We start from the raw sequence: 18,121 nt of genomic DNA, 5'->3' as shown, positions 1-18,121 counted from the left end.
CTTTAAAATGAGTAGAAAAATAGAAGAAGCCATTGAATTGAGAGAGTCGGGAGAATACGCAGCTTCCATTGAAAGGTGGAAGCGATTGATTGGGGAAGAACCAGATAATGGCTTTCTGCATTACCAATGTGCGTGGAGCCATGACGCAATGGGAGTCGAAAGCGAAGCCGTTCCTTATTACGAAAGTTCGATTCAATTGGGACTGGAGGATAAAGATTTACAAGGCGCATATCTTGGATTAGGGAGTACATATCGGACATTGGGAGAGTATGAAAAAAGCAAATCCGTGTTCGAGAAAGGAATAGGACGATTTCCTGAAAATAAAGCGTTGACGGTCTTTTATTCCATGACCCTCTATAATTTGAACGAACATAGTCAAGCAATGGAGCTGCTGCTGACATGTATTGGAGAATCGTCACAAGAATCCACCATCGAACCTTATAAAAAGGCGATAACATTTTATGCCAGTCAATTGGACGTCGTGTGGAAATAAGAGTAGCTGTTCTGCACTTTTTTGTGGTTGGAAAGTAAGAAGGAGTGAATGAAGTTGGCAATAACTCAACTGTATCTGGTGAGGCATGCTCACTCGAAATACACCCCCGAGGAATTAACCAGACCCCTATCTGAGAAAGGTAAGGTGGATGCTGAGCATGTAACGGAATTATTAAAGATGGAAAAGATTGATGCAGTATGTTCCAGTCCTTATAAAAGGGCGGTGGAAACCGTTGAAGGGACAGCCCGCCATATTGGGCAGGGAATCAATTTGTATGAAGAATTGAGAGAACGAACTCTCTCCGGAAAACCTGTTCACAACTTTGAAGAGGCAATCTCATTGGTGTGGGAGGATCCTGCTTTTTCCTTGGAGGGCGGAGAGTCGAACCTCACCGCTCAAAAAAGAGGCGTACAAGGGATATTTAAGATCATTGAAGAATATAATGGGAAAAACGTTGTGATTGGAACACATGGTAATATTATGGTTTTGATCATGAGTTACTTTGATCCTCAATATGATATCAGGTTTTGGAGAAAGCTTGAAATGCCGGATATATATTGTTTAACGTTTGATGACAAAAATCTAAAAAGCGTCAAAAGAATATGGACACGACAATCTGAATTTGTACCACAAAAAGACCGTTCATTATGAACGGTCTTTCGAGTATCTTTATCGGGTTAATGAGGCAGGAATGCCAGCTGATAGAAGAACAGGACGGCAAAGATATACACGAGTGGGTGTACCTGCTTCCATTGCCCTTTTACTACTTTTAATAATGGATATGATATGAATCCCAATGCTATCCCGGTTGCGATGCTTGATGTCAACGGCATGCTTAGAATGATTAAGAAAGCAGGGAAGGCTTCATCTAATTGATCCCAGTTAATATGAGAAATGCTCCCCATCATTAAGCTTCCTACGATGATAAGGGCAGGAGCTGTAATGGCTGAAATTCCTGATACGGCACTTACAAGAGGACCGAAGAATGCAGCAACGATGAACAGGATAGAAACCGTTAATGTTGTTAATCCTGTTCTTCCTCCAGCGGAAACACCGGCTGAAGATTCAATATAAGCGGACGTAGGACTCGTACCGAACATCGCCCCTACAGTTGTTGCAATGGAATCCGCAAGTAAGGCTTCACGTGCTCTTGGCATCGTGTTGCCTTTCATAAGACCTGCTTGTTGGGCCACTCCGATCATCGTTCCTGTTGTGTCAAAGATCGTTACAAGTAAGAATGAGAACACAACGGCATATAACCCGTATTGAAAGACATCGGCAAATGCTGTAAGAGGATTTGCTACGATAAGTCCTTCTGGAAGATGTGGGAGAGCCACAAACCCTTCTTTAAATGATAATTCTCCTGTAAAGAATGCAACGAGTCCAGTGACAATCATTCCGATGAATAACGCTCCATGGACACGTAAGACCATGAGGATAAGGGTAACAGCCAATCCGATTAACGCTAGGATCGCTGAAGATGAATGAAGATCCCCCAGCTGTACTAAATTTGTTGGATGAGCTTGGATAAGTCCTGTCAGTCGTAATCCAATAAAGGCAATGAACAAACCGATTCCTGCGGTGATGCCGTGCTTTAGATTTTGGGGTATGGCTTCGATCAATTTTTTTCTGAATGGTGTTAATGAAAGAATGATAAAGATAATACCTGCTACAAAAACGGCAGAGAATGCAACGATATAAGAAATGTCATCATTCGCCCCTACAACAGAGTAAGTAAAATAAGCATTCAATCCCATCCCTGGTGCGATGGCAATTGGATAATTTGCGAACAAGGCCATCCATAACGTGCCGGCTACGGCTGAAATAATGGTTGCTAAGAAGACTTGATCAAATGGCACACCTGCGTCGGCTAAAATAATGGGATTGACAACGACAATGTAAACCATTGTTAGAAATGTTGTAATACCTGCCAGTATTTCAGTTTTGGGATTAGTGCCGTGTTCCTTTAATTTAAACATCGTAATTCCTCCAATAAAAACGAACATTAAAAACGCGCAACTTCTATAATATTCGGTAATAGATCGAATTTCAATAGAAAGGTATGAAATTTTTTTAAGAAATAATCCTGAAACCCCTTCCAAACCCCTTTCATTTTCGATAAGATGTTATCAATTATAGTAGAATCAGTCTCTATAATGCCCAGCAAGTAAACGATTAACCACACATAAGCTGACATTTCTTAAGGAAAGGAGCGGTACTAACGTGTATACACAATTAAAAAACAAATCAATCTCCGAGCAGATTGAATTCATCACACGATCATTAGTCGCTCTGAAAAGCTATAATGGGACAATTGGCGAAAGTGAAAAAGCCCAGTATATATATGAAATGATTTCTTCATTTCCTTATTTTCAAAATCATCCTGATCGAGTCTGGCTCCAAGAAGTACCGAACGATCCGACAGGAAGGAAAAACGTGTTTGCCCTCGTGAAAGGAACGTCTTCGAAAACTGTATTATTTCATGCCCACTATGATACGGTAGGAACCGATGATTATGGTGCACTGCAGGATATGGCACATGATCCCGACTTTCTTCAGAAGTTCTTTATGGACTATGAAGGAGAGGAAAAAGTCAGGGAAGATGCCCTCTCTGGAAACTGGCTGTTTGGAAGAGGGGCATTGGATATGCAGAGCGGAATTGCCGTACACATGGCGAATCTCTTGTACTATACGGGAAAGGAAACACCAGATGGACATTTACTCTTCCTATTTAATGGTGATGAAGAAAGTGAACATGCCGGAATGATTGCCGCTTTAAGCGATCTCTATCGTTTGAAAAAAGAGGGCTTTGACTATTTGGCAGCGATCAATACGGATTTCATTTCTCCGATCTATGATGGAGACTGCAAACGATATATTTACACAGGTGCTGCAGGAAAGCTCCTGCCAAGCTTTTATATTTATGGAAGAGAAGCCCATGTAGGGGATGTGCTGACATCCATCGATCCCACTGTAATTGCTTCCAAGGTCAATCTTGAAATCAACCAGAACCTGGATTACCTGGAGGATATACCAGGTGAATTCACCCTGCCTCCATCTTGCCTGTATTTCAAAGATGACAAGCATACGTATAATGTTCAAACCCCTTTGAGCGCTTCTCTATACTTTAACTATTTTGTATATGAGAGAACTGCCCGGGAAGTCCTCTACGATATGAAGAGGGCAGCATTAAAGGCAGTGAGTGAATTGGAAGAACGCAGCAAAAGACAGTTTGAGCAATATCGGAGCTATCATGGTTTCCCGGAAAGGGAGTTTTCATGGGAAGTGGAAGTGCTGACGTTAAGGGAGTATATCTTCTGGTTGAAGGAAAGAGGCATTGATCCGGATCCTGTCATGAAAAAGGTCTTTTATGATTTGGAGGGAGAAGACAGAAGAACGATTGCGTATGCCATGGTGGAAGCACTGCAGCATCTGGATCCCGATCGAACGCCAAGAGTGATTATTTTCTTCGCACCGCCATTTTTACCTCATAACTTTGTGAATGAAGAAAATGAGTATGGCAAGAGGGTGAGAGAAGCGTTAGGGAATTGCTTAAATGATATAGCCAAAGAAACTGGCGAAGAATTTGTCATTAAACGGTTTTTCCCGTATCTGGCAGATGGCAGTTTTCTCTCTCTTCATGAAGAAGACGAGGATATTGACGTATTCAAGAAGAACATGCCGCTGATCAATCAGTTGTATCCTGTTCCCATCGATATGATCAGAAAGCTGAACATTCCTTCTATTAATATCGGCGTGTACGGAAAGGATGGCCATCAGTGGACAGAGAGAGTGTATAAACCTTACACCTTCTCAGTGCTGCCGGAGATTATCCAGCGTGTGACGAAGGATTTATTGATGATATAACAGGACCCATAAAAATAGAGAGGACATTCGCTTTGGGATGTGCCTCTCTATTTTTATTGATTGGAATTTAGTTTGTGCAGGTTTTGAAATTTTGTAAAATGGCCGGATTATTGGTGATTTGGCTGGATCGTTAGGAAATCGATGAAAAACTAGTCCATCCACGCCCCATTCTATACTAACTGTGTTCTGGAATTGTCACAAAAAGGTCAATCCTAAAAGATGCACAAAGGGAACAAGTCTACTATAATAGAGTTATGAATTTGTGAACTATTTCACTAACTTTTGACCTTGGAGTTGAGAAGAGGTATGAAAGAACTAAATAAATTGGCTAAGCAGCAGAAATCATCCATGATGACACTATACGGAACATCCCTATTAATGGGGGGAATCGTGATTGGACAAGCTTACTTGCTGGTTAGCATTGTAGATAAGATGTTTATAGAGAGAGAGGAATTTCAAGACATCTTCCTAATGCTGGGTGCATTGCTTCTTATTTTAGTAGGGAGAGCAGCCCTCACGTATGTGAATGGAAGAATAGGAATCAGGATGGCTTCGAACGTTAAGGGCGACTTGAGAAAACGGCTCTTGAATAAGTGGGCAAAGAATCCACTGCAAGCGTCCATTCAAGGGCAGTCTGGACAAAAAGTCAGTACGATGATGGATGCTGTCGATGGGCTGGATGGGTATTACAGTCAGTACGTACCCCAAAGAATTCAAACGACCATCGTTCCGTTAATACTTTTAATCACCATTTTTTCTGAGCATATTTATACGGGTCTGATCATGATCATTACGGCCCCGTTCATTCCTCTGTTTATGGCGATTATTGGAGTGATGACAAAAAACAAATCCGAAAAGCAAATGGATAAGCTGACGGCTTTTTCTGGGAGATTCCTCGACACACTGCAAGGATTGACTACCTTGAAGCTCCTTGGTAGAGGGAAACAACAGAAAGAAGGGATTCGTTCTGCCAGTCTTGACTTTCGTGAAGCAACGATGGAAGTGCTAAAAACCGCGTTCTTATCTTCCTTGATGCTAGAGTTTATTTCCATGTTAAGCATTGGACTGATTGCTCTTGAGGTAGGGCTCAGATTGGTCGTCTTTGAAAGCATATCATTCTTCACCGCTTTCTTCGTTCTGGTGCTTGCACCGGAATTCTATTTATCACTAAAAGAGCTTGGGCAAGCCTTTCATACTGGCCGGGGAAGTATGGGGGCAGCGAAGAAAGTCATGGAGGAGCTTGAAGAAAACGATCGACCTGTGCATTGGGGAGGGAAGGAGCTCGATTCAATTAAGGCACCTGCCACAATTGAATTGCGTAATGTCGGGTTTTCCTACGGTGATAAGGGATTGGTTCTTCAATCCATTTCGGCGGTCTTTCCTCCCGGCAGCCAAGTGGCGATCGTCGGTCACAGCGGAGCAGGGAAAACAACCCTTCTTCATCTTTTAGCAGGACTTCTTGAGCCCTCTGAGGGAGACATCGTGATTGATGGACATTCGAGAAGTGAATATAGAGAAAGCGACTGGTTTGATCAACTGAGTTATATTTCACAGAATCCGTATTTATTCTCAGGCACAATCTCAGAGAATATTGGAGTTGGAGGAAGAGAAGGAGTCACCCGGGAAGAGATTGAATACGCTGCTGAAAAAGCAGGAATCTCACAAATGATTGCAGGTCTCGATAAAGGGTTTGACACACTGATCGGTGAAGGGGGGAGAGGGCTTTCAGGAGGAGAAAAGCAGCGCATTGCCATAGCCAGGGCTTTTCTCAAAAAACCTTCTCTTATTCTCTTCGATGAACCGACAACAGGATTGGATCTTAAAACCGAGGGAATCCTTCAAGCCTCCATTCAGGAATTATCCAAGGATTCAACGGTGATTACAGTCGCTCACCGCTTGCATACAATTCGTGAAGCGGATTATATTCTGTTTTTGGAAAATGGGAAATTAGCGGGTATAGGAAATCATGAGGAGTTAATGAAGTCCTCTTCACGCTATCATGGGATGGTGACAGCACAGCAAGGGGTGAATACATGATGAAAGAGTTAGGATTTGTCGTAAAGCTGATGATGAAGGAAAAGAAGGATATAGTGTATTCAATTCTTTTTGGCTTCCTGGCCGGAATGACCTCTGTCGGATTATTTGCTTCCAGTGGTTATTTAATTTCTAAAGCAGCTTTGGAAGTACCTCTTTACGCACTGACGGTGATGATTGCACTCTTGAAGCTATTCGGTTTTACAAAGGCGCTAAGCCGGTACGCGGAACGTTATTTTTCCCACCGTGCAACATTCACGATTCTGGCTAATTTACGAGTCTCGATTTATGAAGCAATCGAACCGTTAGCGCCGGGAATTTTCGGTCGATACAGAAGCGGAGATCTTCTCTCAAGAATTGTCGGGGACGTAGAGAGCCTCCAGAATTTCTTTCTTAGGGTCTTTTATCCGCCGATCATTCTGGTGATGGTGTTCTTAAGTACGATTTTGTTTACGATGTTTTATTCTGTATCTGTTGCATTGATTCTTCTTGTGGGCCTTCTGCTGACGGGATTCGTTGTCCCTGCCTATTTTGCTTTTAAACAGAGGAAGATTGAAGTGACTTTAAGAGAAAGACGGGGGGAGTTGTCTACTGAAGTAACGGAATTTCTATATGGATTCAGAGACCTGAAGATCTATCAGAGACTGGAGGATAAAGAAAGAAGTCTTGTTCATGCATCAACAGGCTATGTGAGTGAACAGGAACGTGAGGGTATCCATTCCCTCTTTAGTCATTCAACCAATATCCTGGTTTCGCTCCTTATTTCATGGATCGTTTTAGCTGCAGGGGCATATTCAGTAGGTTCAGGTCAATTGGACGGCCTATACCTTGCTATGCTTGTCATGATCTCATTAACCGTATTCGAAAACGCCACACCCATGGCAATCCTCCCTTCACACTATGAAGATTCCCGCAGAGCGGCAGCCAGGCTTTCTTCAGTCATTCCAGAAGAGAGCATCGAGAGGGACGGACCTTCATTTGGCGGGAAACTTGGCGGGGATGGTCCGTCCTTTCACCTGAAGGATGTAAGCTTTTCCTTTGAAGGAGAGGAAAGAAAGGCATTGGATGGTGTTGATCTTAAGCTGCCTGCAGGTTCGAAAACAGCGATTGTAGGACCGTCGGGGTCAGGGAAATCAACATTGCTTCAATTGTTGTTAAACTTTTACTCGACAGATCAAGGTTCGATTTTCGTGAATGATGCTTCTATTAAAGATTTCGATAAAGAGACGTTGTGGGAGCATGCCAATGTGGTTCTTCAAGAAAATCATTTCTTCTACGGTACTTTAAGGGATAATCTTATGCTGGTGCGTGATGGACTGACAGACGGAGAAATGGAATCGGCATTAGATAAAGTGAAGCTGAGCCACTTTTCGTTAGAAGACACGGTACTGGAAAAAGGAGAGAATCTTTCTGGAGGGGAAAAGCAGCGATTGGCCATTGCAAGGGCACTATTGAAGGGGTCACCCTTATGGCTGCTGGATGAACCGACGTCTTCGGTCGATGCGTTGACGGAGAAAGAGATCTTTGACCATCTGTATAAAGTGACAGGTGGAGGCACGTTGATTCTGATCTGTCATCGTTTAACCGGTCTTGAAAACATGGACCAAATCGTCGTCATGGATCAAGGGAAGGTTATAGAAGCAGGAAGTTTTGATGAGCTCATGAGTAAAAAAGGCTACTTCTTTGATATGAAACAGATTGAAAAGAGCGTACTCTTTTAACAGATTGAAAAAGCCGCATCCCCTGAGGATGCGGCTTTTTCATAGGCTTATTCCGCCCAATCAATCAAGTTACGGATATCTAAACGATCTGATTTTCTTGCTTCTTGAAGTGGTTTTCCGATTGTAATCAGCATAATCGGGATATAGCGGTCCGACACATTGAACTCGGAAACGAGAGCTGCCGGATTGAATCCGCCGATCGGGCAAGTATCCCAGCCCTTCGCTTTTGCAGCAAGCATGAATTGCATAGCGGCTAAGGAAGCGTTACTGAAAGCGGCGTCTCTTGGATATTCATCACGGCTGTATGCACCGTCAATTTGTTTCTTCAGTACCTCTTTGATTTCCGCCGTCATTTCACCTTTTTCAATGGCAGGGTCAAAGACAGGGTCGACATTTTTATTGGCTTCCAGGTCACCAAGTATTGCCACGACTGCAGAAGCATCTTGTACCTGTTGTTGATGATATGCAATCGGAAGTAAGCGTTCTTGAACTTCTTTACGATCAAAAACAAGGAATTTCCACTGTTGAAGATTCCAGGCAGATGGTGCTTTTCCTGCTGTTTCGAGCAGGCCGACTAATTCCTCACGAGGGATCTCCACTTGAGGATCATATACTTTCGTTGAGCGTCGGTTTTCGACGACTTGAAAGAAATTATCCATGATAAGCCTCCTTGATGTTTAAATAAGTGTTATAATATGGTATATAATTGTATGTTACTTACTTTTTGTAAGTGCATAAGCAATATGAACAATATAACCGACGTTTTAGTATGCGTCAAGTGATAACGATTTAGGATGTGAAGACATAGATGGAAACAAAACTTTGCCCGAAATATGCCGCTGCCTTTGAACTATTAGGCAAGCGATGGATCGGGATGATCATAAAGGTATTATTTGAAGGAACATGCCGTTTTAAAGATATAAATGCAGAAATACCGAATATCAGTCAAAAGGTGCTAACGGACAGGTTAAAGGAGTTGGAGGAAAACGGCATCGTGTCCCGGGAAGTTCTCGACGAAAAGCCTGTCAAAGTCCTTTATAGCCTGACGAAAAAAGGAAAAGAACTGGAGCCCGTGATGGAGGCCGTCCAGGGGTGGGCAGGGAAATGGGTAAAGTAAAAGCCTGCTTCATTGAAAGCAGGCATTTGAACTAGTTGAGTTTATGGTTGTATATGTGCTCAAATGGATCTTGTTGATCGTGGGGAGTATAGAAATGGATGGGCTTTAATGCGGCGTAGCTTCCTCCGATGATGATGATACACAGAACGGGTAAAAATAAAATGCCGAGCATAGTATAGCCTCCTTATCATGTTTTAAGGGTAGACCCCTTGCATGATTAACTTTAAAGTGTGAAACGCGTTTCATAGCAAGCGTTTATTATAAGTTTTGCGCAAAATGGACAGGTGTGCCATTCATAATCTTTAATGAGGGGTATGGGGATGACAAATATTCGCAGTATCGCCAAGCTTGCGGGAGTATCTGTTTCAACAGTTTCTAGGGTATTAAATCAACACCCTTATGTGAAAGAAGAAAAACGCCGGAAGGTTCTCGAGGCCGTCGAGCAATTAAATTATATAAAAAACGCAAACGCTGTCCATTTATCAAAAGGTAAGACCTATAGCATAGGAGTTGTTTTGCCGTATTTGAATCTTCCTTACTTCGGAGAAATTCTTCAAGGTATTGCAGGGGAAGCGTTAAAGCATGGATATCATCTTCAACTTTTTCAAACGAATTATGACAAGGGAGCAGAACTTGATGCCTTTTATCGTCTGCAAATGAAGGAAGTGGACGGGTTGATCTTAACTTCACGGTCAAATTCACTGGATGTTCTCACTCCGTTCATGGACAATGCCAATGTTGTTTTCTGTGAGAATGTGTACGGTCATTCGTGTAAGAAAATATATATCGATCACTATCAAGGAATCAGGAATGGTCTCGAGTATCTTTATTCAAAAGGTCACTCCCAGATAGGTCTATGCCTGCATCGAATGTTTGGGACAAATAGTGAAGAGAGAATCCGGGGGTATTACGATAGCTCAGAAGCTGCGGGCCATCCGGTGCGTGAAGAGTGGATCTTCAATGACTGTTATCACCTGGAAGATGGAAGAGACGTGGTGAAGGCATGGGAACAGCTGAAAGATAAGCCTTCAGCCCTTATCGTAACGAGTGATCAGGTTTCAGCAGGCATGGTGACAGAGGCTGGGAAAAGAGGGATCAGTATACCCGGTGATTTGGCTATCTTAAGCTTTGATAATCATCCTATTGCCGATGCATTGGCCATTACATCCTTTGAAGTACCGATACGAAAAGTGGGGGAAGAATCGTTTAAACTATTTCTTGAAAATACGGACCCTCGTCCCGTGATATTGGAAACAAAATTATTTGAAAGAGGTACCGTGTAAGTTCCTTAAGAGATAGAGGAGGCGAATAGAATGTTAGGGAATAAAGATGAAAAAATGTTGATCATCCTAATGGGGGTAGTCGCTATCATTGTGTTGCTTGCCATTGTAGGGAAATATCTTATGTAGCTTTTTTGCCCTTGTCTTCATAACTCACTCGTTTCTGCCATATGTTTAGAGTAATGAAGCGGTAGGTGAGTTCATTATGTGGTCTGAATTTAAACAATTCATTTCAAGGGGGAATGTAATTGATTTAGCGATTGCAGTCATCATTGGTTCAGCGTTTGGCAAGATTGTGGAGTCTCTCGTTCAAGACATGATGATGCCGGCAATCGGAATGTTATTTGGCGGCATTAACTTAGAAGGCCTGCACCTTCGAATTGGAGCAGAGGTGATTGAATTGGGAAAGTTCTTACAAGCCCTTGTAGACTTTCTTCTCGTGGCCATGAGCATTTTTTTGATGATAAAGGTGGTCAACCGCTTGAAAGGCGGAGAGCAGCAATATAAGGTGAAGCAAACGACTAACCTTGAAGTCTTACAGGAAATCAGGGATATCTTGAAGGACGATCATAGCCCTTCCCCTAGCGATGATTTCCCGAAAACAATCGATCAGCTCACCAAAAGTGGTATGAAAATTCAGATGAGAACCGACAGAAAGCCAAGATAAATTCATGATCATTGACCTAAATCCTACTTTTATAGTAGGATTACTTTGTGTTGTACGACCATTTTTAAAAAATCCTACGAACAAATGGGGTAATGATCGTGAAAAAAATTCATATTATTCATGAAAATAGTGAATGGACCAATCATTTAACGGCTCGTCTTGACGAGCTTCGATTGCCTTATGAGGAATGGTTCCTCGATCAAGGACTCATCGAATTATCATCAGAGCCGCCAGAAGGGGTTTTCTATAATCGGATCAGTGCATCTTCCCATACCAGAAACCATCGTTTTGCACCTGAGTTAACGGAAAGCGTTCTTTCATGGTTAGAGAGATATGAACGAAAGGTATTGAACGGGAGTCGTGCCCTCCGGTTGGAAGTGAGTAAAGTGAATCAGTATATGGCCTTGAACACTGCCGGCATCAAGACACCGGAAACCATTGCAGCCGTTGGAAAAGAGCAGATCATAGAAGCCGCACAAAAGCTCAACAAACCATCATTCATCACCAAGCATAACCGAGCCGGGAAAGGATTGGGTGTTCAGTTGTTTCACTCAGTGGACGCGTTGAAAAACTATGTCTACAGTGATGCATTTGAAGAACCGCTTGATGGAACGACACTACTCCAGGAATACATTGAAGCACCGGACGCTTCGATCACACGTTGTGAATTCATTGGCGGCACATTCATGTATGCTGTGAAGGTGGATACGTCAAAAGGATTTGAATTATGTCCCGCCGATGTGTGCCAGGTCGATGATTTATTCTGCCCAGTGGGGGAGCAGGAGGAAAAGCCTAAATTCCAAATCAGGGAAAACTTTTCCCATGGCATTCTTCCGTCTTACGAAGCATTTTTAAAAGAAAACCGGATTGATGTAGCCGGAATCGAATTCATTCAAGACAAAGAAGGCACCATCTACACGTATGATGTGAACACCAATACAAATTACAACAAGGATGCCGAGGCGAAGTACGGTCAATATGGGATGCTTGAGTTGGCAAAATATCTTGGAGAACAATTGAAAACACTGTAAATTGATGACCCTCCTGTACATGTACAGGAGGGGTTTAGTATGTAAATGCATGATTACAAATATATTTGTGACGATTTTTGCAGTAGTATGGTAGAATTTCTATAAAGTAGACAATATCTGTGAAAGGTCAAAGGGTAAGTATGATTATCTTTAATCAGGATGTTATTAACAATTTCTTTTATATCATTTTGAGTATTTTTTTAATTTTTTTCCTTATTGAAAGAAAGATGATACATGGCTGGTATACAAGGTTAGCAACCCTTGTTTCTTTGAGTATTGCCATTATCCTGTGCATGCTTTCCCCGATCTATCATAATCCATACTGTGTACATGATTTACGGATGATTCCTTTTGTACTCGGAATAATGTATGGAGGACCATACACAGGGCTCGCACTATTAGTTGTTTTATTGGTATCCAGGACTATGATATATAGTTGGAGTTTAGTAGCATTTGTTATTTATGTAGTGATCTACCTCTTGACGGTAATCGGGATGAAGTGGTTCCATTTTGACCGGTTAACGAGCCGTAAGAAGATTATATTCTCAGTGATTCTCTTTACCATTCATTCCATAGTAGCGGCACTAATTGCGAATGCCATGACAGTGTTTGTAATTGATGAAAGCTATCTCATTAATTTCATCTTACTCCCTTCAGTGGGAATGCTCATCTTGACATATATATGTGAAACATTGCTTAAACAGATTCAAATCAAACACGCTCTCGTAAAGATAGAAAAAATGGAAGTACTCGCTCAACTGGCAGCCAGCATTTCACACGAAGTGAAGAATCCGTTAACGGTTATTAAAGGATTTCTACGATTGCTCAATCAAGAAAATCTTCCAGTCGGAAAAAAAGAGCAATACTTAGCCATCGCATCATCAGAACTGAATCGGGCAGAAGATATCATCAATGACTATCTCACATTTGCCAAGCCGGACCCTGATCAAGTAGAGGACATCTCAATTTCCGAACAACTCAATAAGCTCGTTGATATGGTAGAGCCCCTGAGCAACCAGCAATCGGTGGACGTACATAAAAGCATCATGGACGCCACCATTGTCGGAAATACAAGGAGCTTTCAGCAAGCATTTCTCAACATCATCAAAAATGCGATCGAATCCATGCCAAAAGGAGGCACCCTTACGTTACTTTCGAAGGTTCAGAAAGGGAACGTGAGCATCACCATCACTGATACTGGAGTCGGGATGACCTCTGAACAACAGGCAAGACTGGGGGAACCTTATTTTTCTACGAAGGAAAAAGGGACAGGTCTTGGGCTTATGGTATCCTATCGCATCATTGAAGCGATGAGAGGCGTCATTACAGTCGAAAGTAGAGTTGGCAAGGGGACGAGTTTTCAGATGGTGTTTCCTGTGGATCGTATGAAAGACCCTTCATCTTTATAGGTGGAGGTTTTTTAATTTTACTGACCTCAAGCCGCCTCCGCTTTTCGCTATGTCCAGCTCCGGCGGCTAGTCCCTCGAGGTCATAAGTCAAGGACACCAAAAAGGCAAAGAGCGCCTTTCCGGTGTCCTCGCCTTATGCTTGTCGGGCCTGAGCAAGCCGCCTCCGCTTTTCGCTATGTCCAGCTCCGGCGGCTAGTCCCTCGAGGTCATAAGTCAAGGACACCAAAAAGGCAAGGAGCGCCTTGCCGGTGTCCTCGCCTTATGCTTGTCGGGCCTGAGCAAGCCGCCTCCGCTTTTCGATATGTCCAGCTCCGGCGGCTAGAGGCTCGAGGTCATAAGTCAAACCAGCCAAAAAGGCAAAGAGCGCCTTTCCGGCAGGTTCGTCTTATGCTTGTCGCCTCTAAGCAAGCCGCCTCCGCTTTTCGCTATGTCCAGCTCCGGCGGCTAGTCCCTCGAGGTCATAAGTCAAGGACACCAAAAAGGCAAAGAGCGCCTTGCCGGTGTCCTCGCCTTATGCTTGTCGGGCCTGAGCAAGCCGCCTCCGCTTTTCGATATGTCCAGCTCCGGCGGCTAGAGGCTCGAGGTCATAAGTCAAACCAGCCAAAAAGGCAAAGAGCGCCTTTCCGGCAGGTTCGTCTTATGCTTGTCGCCTCTAAGCAAGCCGCCTCCGCTTTTCGCTATGTCCAGCTCCGGCGGCTAGTCCCTCGAGGTCATAAGTCAAGGACACCAAAAAGGCAAAGAGCGCCTTGCCGGTGTCCTCGCCTTATGCTTGTCGGGCCTGAGCAAGCCGCCTCCGCTTTTCGATATGTCCAGCTCCGGCGGCTAGAGGCTCGAGGTCATAAGTCAAACCAGCCAAAAAGGCAAAGAGCGCCTTTCCGGCAGGTTCGTCTTATGCTTGTCGCCTCTAAGCAAGCCGCCTCCGCTTTTCGCTATGTCCAGCTCCGGCGGCTAGTCCCTCGAGGTCATAAGGCGAGGACACCAAAAAGGCAAAGAGCGCCTTTCCGGTGTCCTCGCCTTATGCTTGTCGGGCCTGAGCAAGCCGCCTCCGCTTTTCTATTGAACTTTCTTAAATTATCTGATAATATATATTCCTGCTCCCAAACGCCTACATAATTTATCCGGATTTCCGTATGCATCCACTGAGAGTCGTTACCTCAGTGGATTTGATAAGACGTTTTTTTCTCCATTACGGCTACTACCATTTGGAAGGAGAAATGTATGACGAAGGAATCAACCATTCATCCCGATTATTCAACTGAATCAGAACGCTTAGAGTTTACAAAACGCTACATTGACGTTGTGATCAATACATCCCAGACAAGCAAGGAAAAGTATAAAGAAAACATGGAAAAAGCTTTTGGAGATATCGATTGGGGCGAATCCAGTGCTGCCTACATCGATATTCTGACCAACTCAAGCTTTTTTGAGATGTCGAAGGAAGAACTGGAATCCCTCCTTAAAGCGAAGAACAAGCCTTACTTTGCACGAATTGATTTTCAACAAAAGGGTGCTGACAATGTAGAGAAACATTATATCGGCAAGACTTCCTTGTACCAGCGTGAAAATCAAGAACAAATCATAGTGGACTGGCGTTCCCCCATAGCCAATCTTTACTACGAAGGTAGAATCGGTGATGTTTCCTATGAAGCGGAAGACGAGACATATGAAGGAGATCTTTCATTAAAGCGTCAATACATGATTGAGGATGGTATGTTAGAAGAAATCCGTGATATCGATTTAACGACCACTGATGAATTGCTTCAGGATTCATTAGCGAAAAGCTCCAGCAACCGTTTAACCGAGATCATTTCCACCATCCAAGAAGAACAAAACCGGATCATCCGGGCAGATCTCAACAAGCCCATCATTGTTCAAGGTGCGGCGGGAAGCGGCAAGACAACGATCGCCCTTCACCGGATTTCTTATTTCATTTACAATTACAAACAACATTTTGATCCCAGGCAACTAATGATCCTAGCGCCGAGTAATTTATTCATCGACTACATTTCTGAGGCATTGCCGGAACTTGGAGTGGAACGTGTCAGACAAACGACGTTCACGGATTATGTCATGACCTGCTTAGAGAAAAAGCTGAATTTAGTAGAAGATAACAAGCTCATTCAGTTAATTGAAACCCACGGTGAAGACGTAGAGGCTGCCTCCTGGATATCAGGGTTTAAAGGCTCCAAAGCATTCAGGAGAATTCTTGATTATTATATAGAAGAAATTGAACAGCGTTTTTATACATCAAAGGACTTCTATGTTGATAAATACAAGCTCTACACGGCAAAGAAGTTAACTCATCTTTTTAAAGATGAATATACGTATATGCCAATCTATCGCCGGGTGGAAAAGCTGAAGGCCCTTTTACAGAGTTATGTTCGGACAAATAAGAAACAAATGATAGAGGGTGTTGAAAAGTTCTTTGATGAGCGAATCGAAACTGCTCTCTTTGAGCGATCAAAGGCAGCGAACCGGAAGGACTATGTATCAAAAGCATTGGACAAGAAAGTTGAGCGTGTAGATGAAGTCAAGAAAGCCATTCGCACAAGCGTAACGGGTTACATGAAACAGTTTGAAAAGAAGAACCTTGATCAATATTTCATCGAATTATTTTTAGATCCAGAGCGCCTTGTATCTTACTCAAAAGGGGAGCTAAGCAGGGAACAAGCTGAACAGCTTTGTCACTATACCCTTAGACACGCGAAGAAAAAACAGTATGAAGTAGAAGATTTAGCGATTCTTCTTTACTTGCAATCCCACTTATTCGGAATAGACAAATTTCATAAAGCAAAAAACATCGTCATTGATGAAGCCCAGGATTATAGTTATCTGCAGCTTTATTCACTGAAGAGGGCACTTGAAACCGATATGTTCACTCTGGTGGGGGATCTTGCTCAAGGAATCCATTCTTACCGGGGCCTTCAGTCGTGGGATCCGGTCTATCGTGATGTGTTCCCAAGGGCAACTTATACCGAACTCCAAAAAAGTTACCGAACCACTATTGAAATCATGGAGGAAGCAAATAAACTGCTGAGTCTCTTACCCTATGATTTTCCTAAAGTGAATCCAGTGGTGAGACACGGAGATTCTCCCAGCTTCGAGGAGTATGTGGAATTGGAAGAATTGGCTGCCGCAATCGAGGAGAAGGTGAATACTGGACGAGAAGAAGGATTCCAAACCTTTGCCGTGATCGGAAAAAGCATGAAGGATTGTGCGAAAATCAGCGAAATCCTTCAAGATAGGCAGCCTGGGAAAGTGAAGTTGTTGGAAGAACAGGAGTCGATCCCGAAAGATCAAATTGTCATTGTCCCATCTTATCTGTCAAAAGGACTCGAATTCGATGTGGTCATCATCGCAGCGGTGGATGAAGCATTCAACCCGGAAAACGAACTCGACATCAAGCTCCAATACGTTGCAATGACACGCCCCCTGCATAAGCTTGCGTTTATCTGGAAGAGAAAAGACCAATTTATCGGCCTGTAAATGCTCCATATAGGTCCGTCCCTCATGGAGAGGGACGGACCTTAATTTAGTATATAAACCAATCTTTCAATCATAACATTCGCAAAAAGCTAAGTGAATTTGTAAAATAGGAAATCAGGAGGGATGCAAAATGTTAAAAAACTTACAGAGCACGAAGACACTACATAACGGAATCGAAATTCCTTATGTCGGTTTAGGAGTTTACCAAATGAAAGATCCGTCTGAAACGGTGCAGGCAGTTCGCACTGCGATTGAGTCAGGGTACCGTTCCATCGATACAGCGGCGATCTACGACAATGAAGAAAGTGTGGGTCAAGGTGTGAAAGAAGGTGGAGTAGCGAGAGAGGAGCTGTTCATTACATCGAAAGTATGGAATAGTGATCAAGGCTACGATACGACATTGAAAGCATTCGAAACCAGCCTGAAAAAGCTTGATATGGACTACCTGGATCTTTACTTGATTCACTGGCCGGTAGAAGGTAAATACAATGATACATGGAAGGCATTTGAAAGACTTCAGAGTGAAGGATTAGTGAAATCCATCGGTGTAAGTAACTTCCATCAGCATCACCTTGAAGATTTGATGAAGAACAGTAATGAAAAGCCTGTATTAAATCAAATCGAATTACATCCTCGTCTGAATCAGGAAAAAATAAGAGAATTCTGTGCAGCTCAAAATATTGCAGTGGAAGCATGGTCACCAATCGCTCAAGGGCGTGTACTGGATGAACCAACACTCAATCACATTGCGGAAAAGCATGAAAAATCCGCTGCCCAAGTCATTCTGCGCTGGCACCTCCAGAATGATGTCATCATCATTCCTAAATCTGTACATGAAAATCGTATCAAAGAAAACGCAGACCTGTTTAACTTCGAGTTATCACTTGAAGAAATGAACCAAATCAACGGGTTGAATCTTGACGAACGTTTCGGGCCAAACCCGGACAACTTCGATTTCTAATCAATAGATATAAATAAGAGGTCCGTCCCTCCAGAAGAGGGACGGACCTCTTGTT

At 43.1% G+C, this 18,121-nt stretch carries 15 protein-coding genes; 12 read left to right on the top strand and 3 right to left on the bottom strand.

What is annotated here, in order from left to right; all coding sequences use genetic code 11:
• The first annotated feature begins 7 nt into the window (after positions 1 to 7).
• Entirely contained in the window at positions 8 to 493 is a 486-nt protein-coding gene (locus tag ACXAF2_RS12955; RefSeq protein WP_475139245.1) for a tetratricopeptide repeat protein, read from the top strand.
• Between the two features lie 60 nt (positions 494 to 553).
• Positions 554 to 1,144 carry a histidine phosphatase family protein gene (locus ACXAF2_RS12950; protein WP_475140384.1) on the top strand — a complete coding sequence of 197 codons (591 nt, stop codon included), beginning with the start codon at positions 554 to 556 and terminating at the stop codon, positions 1,142 to 1,144.
• Positions 1,145 to 1,170: 26 nt separating this feature from the next.
• Here ACXAF2_RS12950 and ACXAF2_RS12945 read toward each other — a convergent pair whose 3' ends face one another.
• Complete coding sequence (locus ACXAF2_RS12945; RefSeq protein WP_475139243.1) at positions 1,171 to 2,472, bottom strand: NCS2 family permease; 1,302 nt, start codon at positions 2,470 to 2,472, stop codon at positions 1,171 to 1,173.
• Between the two features lie 244 nt (positions 2,473 to 2,716).
• On the opposite strand from ACXAF2_RS12945, the gene ACXAF2_RS12940 reads away from it, so the two are divergent.
• From ACXAF2_RS12940 to cydC, 3 genes are all read left to right on the top strand, one after another.
• Positions 2,717 to 4,360, top strand: coding sequence for a M20/M25/M40 family metallo-hydrolase (locus ACXAF2_RS12940; RefSeq protein ID WP_475139242.1), 1,644 nt, complete (start codon positions 2,717 to 2,719; stop codon positions 4,358 to 4,360).
• A gap of 306 nt (positions 4,361 to 4,666) precedes the next feature.
• Positions 4,667 to 6,397, top strand: coding sequence for a thiol reductant ABC exporter subunit CydD (cydD, locus tag ACXAF2_RS12935; protein WP_475139241.1), 1,731 nt, complete (start codon positions 4,667 to 4,669; stop codon positions 6,395 to 6,397).
• Positions 6,397 to 8,115 carry a thiol reductant ABC exporter subunit CydC gene (gene cydC / locus ACXAF2_RS12930; RefSeq protein WP_475140382.1) on the top strand — a complete coding sequence of 573 codons (1,719 nt, stop codon included), beginning with the start codon at positions 6,397 to 6,399 and terminating at the stop codon, positions 8,113 to 8,115. Before cydD ends, cydC begins: the two co-directional genes overlap by 1 nt.
• Positions 8,116 to 8,162: 47 nt before the next feature.
• Here cydC and ACXAF2_RS12925 read toward each other — a convergent pair whose 3' ends face one another.
• The gene (locus ACXAF2_RS12925) at positions 8,163 to 8,774 is read right to left on the bottom strand and encodes a nitroreductase family protein (RefSeq protein ID WP_475139239.1); all 612 of its coding nucleotides are present in this window, start codon (positions 8,772 to 8,774) and stop codon (positions 8,163 to 8,165) included.
• 149 nt (positions 8,775 to 8,923) lie between these two features.
• On the opposite strand from ACXAF2_RS12925, the gene ACXAF2_RS12920 reads away from it, so the two are divergent.
• Positions 8,924 to 9,232, top strand: coding sequence for a winged helix-turn-helix transcriptional regulator (locus ACXAF2_RS12920; protein WP_475139238.1), 309 nt, complete (start codon positions 8,924 to 8,926; stop codon positions 9,230 to 9,232).
• Positions 9,233 to 9,263: 31 nt separating this feature from the next.
• On the opposite strand, the gene ACXAF2_RS12915 is transcribed toward ACXAF2_RS12920, so the two are convergent.
• A complete protein-coding gene (locus tag ACXAF2_RS12915) occupies positions 9,264 to 9,404 on the bottom strand; it encodes a hypothetical protein (protein WP_427600035.1) in 141 nt (46 codons plus the stop codon).
• A gap of 148 nt (positions 9,405 to 9,552) precedes the next feature.
• Here ACXAF2_RS12915 and ACXAF2_RS12910 point away from each other — a divergent pair, with 148 nt between their 5' ends.
• From ACXAF2_RS12910 to ACXAF2_RS12885, 6 genes are all read left to right on the top strand, one after another.
• Positions 9,553 to 10,515, top strand: a complete 963-nt coding sequence (locus ACXAF2_RS12910; protein ID WP_475139236.1) for a LacI family DNA-binding transcriptional regulator — start codon at positions 9,553 to 9,555, stop codon at positions 10,513 to 10,515.
• Positions 10,516 to 10,717: 202 nt separating this feature from the next.
• Positions 10,718 to 11,179 carry a large conductance mechanosensitive channel protein MscL gene (mscL, locus tag ACXAF2_RS12905; protein ID WP_148968263.1) on the top strand — a complete coding sequence of 154 codons (462 nt, stop codon included), beginning with the start codon at positions 10,718 to 10,720 and terminating at the stop codon, positions 11,177 to 11,179.
• A gap of 98 nt (positions 11,180 to 11,277) precedes the next feature.
• On the top strand, positions 11,278 to 12,210 hold the full coding sequence (locus tag ACXAF2_RS12900; RefSeq protein ID WP_475139235.1) for an ATP-grasp domain-containing protein: 933 nt from the start codon (positions 11,278 to 11,280) through the stop codon (positions 12,208 to 12,210).
• 140 nt (positions 12,211 to 12,350) lie between these two features.
• Positions 12,351 to 13,619: an ATP-binding protein gene (locus ACXAF2_RS12895; protein WP_475140380.1), complete on the top strand. Its 1,269-nt coding sequence runs from the start codon at positions 12,351 to 12,353 to the stop codon at positions 13,617 to 13,619.
• Positions 13,620 to 14,837: 1,218 nt separating this feature from the next.
• Positions 14,838 to 17,105 (top strand): RNA polymerase recycling motor HelD, encoded by a 2,268-nt coding sequence (gene helD / locus ACXAF2_RS12890; RefSeq protein WP_475139234.1) that lies wholly within the window; start codon positions 14,838 to 14,840, stop codon positions 17,103 to 17,105.
• 130 nt (positions 17,106 to 17,235) lie between these two features.
• Positions 17,236 to 18,066 carry an aldo/keto reductase gene (locus ACXAF2_RS12885; RefSeq protein WP_475139232.1) on the top strand — a complete coding sequence of 277 codons (831 nt, stop codon included), beginning with the start codon at positions 17,236 to 17,238 and terminating at the stop codon, positions 18,064 to 18,066.
• Positions 18,067 to 18,121 lie beyond the last annotated feature (55 nt).

This window comes from Rossellomorea sp. ABR4_004, assembly GCF_056159585.1.
Note: the sequence above shows the minus strand (reverse complement) of the source record. Positions and strands in the feature narration are given on the sequence as shown.